The organism is Sphingobium chlorophenolicum (assembly GCF_000722875.1).
GTDB classification, from domain to species: domain Bacteria; phylum Pseudomonadota; class Alphaproteobacteria; order Sphingomonadales; family Sphingomonadaceae; genus Sphingobium; species Sphingobium chlorophenolicum.
Genome location: NZ_JFHR01000082.1, coordinates 1 through 2,324 on the forward strand (window position 1 = coordinate 1; position 2,324 = coordinate 2,324).

Sequence of the window (2,324 nt, forward strand, 5' to 3'; positions counted from 1 at the left end):
GGAAGAGTTGCGGGAATTTTACCGGCAGATGGTGCTGATCCGGCGTTTTGAGGAGAAGGCGGGGCAGTTATATGGTTTGGGCCTGATCGGCGGCTTCTGCCACCTCTATATCGGTCAGGAGGCTGTGGCGGTCGGCATCCAGTCTGCGCTGGAGCCGGGCAAGGACAGCGTGATCACCGGCTATCGCGACCATGGGCACATGCTGGCCTATGGCATCGACCCCAATGTCATCATGGCAGAACTGACCGGCCGGGAAGCGGGCATTTCGCGCGGCAAGGGCGGTTCGATGCACATGTTCAGCGTCGAGCATAAATTCTACGGCGGCCACGGCATCGTCGGCGCGCAGGTGTCGCTGGGCGCGGGGCTGGGGTTCGCGCACAAGTACAACAATGACGGCGGCGTGTGCGTCGCCTATTTCGGCGACGGCGCGGCCAATCAGGGCCAGGTCTATGAAAGCTTCAACATGGCCGAGCTATGGAAGCTGCCGATCATCTTCGTGATCGAGAACAACCAGTACGCCATGGGCACCAGCGTCAACCGCTCCTCGGCCGAGGACCAGCTTTACCGCCGGGGCGAGAGCTTCCGCATCCCTGGCATCCAGGTGAACGGCATGGACGTGCTGGCGGTGCGCGGCGCGACCGAGGAAGCATTGAAATGGGTGCAGGCAGGCAACGGCCCGATCCTGCTGGAGATGAAGACCTACCGCTATCGCGGCCATAGCATGTCCGACCCGGCCAAATATCGCTCGCGCGAGGAAGTGCAGTCGATGCGCGAGAAATCCGACCCGATCGAGGGGGTGAAGAAATATCTGGCGCAGGCGGGCGTGTCCGAGGACGAGCTCAAGAAGATCGACCAGGACATCCGCAAAATCGTCAGCGACGCGGCGGACTTTGCCGAAACCTCCCCCGAACCGGAACTGCGCGATCTTTATACCGACGTGCTGGTGGAGCAATATTGATGGGTATCGAGATCAAGATGCCGGCGCTGTCTCCGACGATGGAGGAAGGCACGCTGGCCAAATGGCTGGTGAAGGCCGGGGATGAGGTCCGCTCCGGCGACATATTGGCCGAGATCGAGACCGACAAGGCGACGATGGAATTCGAAGCGGTCGACGAAGGCAAGATCGGCCAGATCATGGTGGCCGAGGGCACCGAGGGCGTGAAGGTCGGCACCGTCATCGCCACGATGCAGGGCGAGGCGGGAGAGAGCGACGATACGGCCCAAGCTCCCAAGGTGCAGGAAAGCGCGCCTCCCGCTGCGCCGGAAGCGGCTCCCGCCCCGCGCAAGGCCGAGAGCGGCACGTCCAACCTCGCGACCGAGGCGAAGGCAAGCGTCAAGGATCCCGCGCTGCCCGAAGGCACCGACTATCTCAAGACCACCGTGCGCGAAGCGCTGCGCGACGCCATGGCAGAGGAGATGCGCCGCGACGAGCGGGTCTTCGTGATGGGCGAGGAGGTCGCCGAATATCAGGGCGCCTACAAGGTGACGCAGGGCCTGCTGGAGGAGTTCGGGGCCAAACGGGTGATCGACACGCCGATCACCGAATATGGCTTTGCCGGCATCGGCGCGGGCGCGGCGATGGGCGGATTGAAGCCGATCGTCGAGTTCATGACGTTCAACTTCGCGATGCAGGCGATCGACCATATCATCAACTCGGCGGCCAAGACCAATTACATGTCGGGCGGGCAGATGCGCTGCCCGATCGTGTTTCGCGGTCCCAACGGCGCGGCGAGCCGGGTCGGGGCGCAGCACAGCCAGAATTACGCGCCCTGGTATGCGGCGGTGCCGGGTCTGATCGTGATCGCGCCCTATGACGCGGCCGACGCCAAGGGTCTGCTCAAGGCGGCGATCCGCTCGGACGATCCGGTGGTGTTCCTGGAAAATGAGCTGGTCTACGGCCGCAGCTTCGACGTGCCGAAGGTGGACGATTATGTCCTGCCCATCGGCAAGGCGCGGATCGTGCGCGAGGGCAGGGACGTGACGCTGGTGAGCTACTCTATCGGCGTGGGCGTGGCGCTGGAGGCGGCCGACGCGCTGGCGGGCGAGGGCATCGATGCGGAGGTCGTGGACCTGCGCACGCTGCGCCCGCTGGACACGGCGACGGTGCTGGAGAGCCTGCGCAAGACCAACCGCCTTGTGGTGGTGGAGGAAGGCTGGCCGGTCTGCTCCATCGCCTCGGAGATTGCGGCGGTGGTGATGGAGCAGGGCTTCGACGATCTCGACGCCCCCGTGCTGCGCGTCACCAACGAAGACGTCCCGCTCCCCTATGCCGCAAACCTCGAAAAGGCCGCCATCGTCAATCCAGACAAGGTCGTGGAGGCCGT

At 64.4% G+C, this 2,324-nt stretch carries 2 protein-coding genes; both read left to right on the forward strand.

Annotation, left to right across the window (positions count from 1 at the left end; translation table 11 throughout):
• The coding region (gene pdhA / locus BV95_RS21035) for a pyruvate dehydrogenase (acetyl-transferring) E1 component subunit alpha (RefSeq protein ID WP_037456889.1) at positions 1-958 on the forward strand (958 nt) is incomplete at its 5' end.
• On the forward strand, positions 958-2,324 hold a 1,367-nt coding region (locus tag BV95_RS21040; RefSeq protein ID WP_037456893.1), incomplete at its 3' end, for a pyruvate dehydrogenase complex E1 component subunit beta. The genes pdhA and BV95_RS21040, both read left to right, overlap by 1 nt.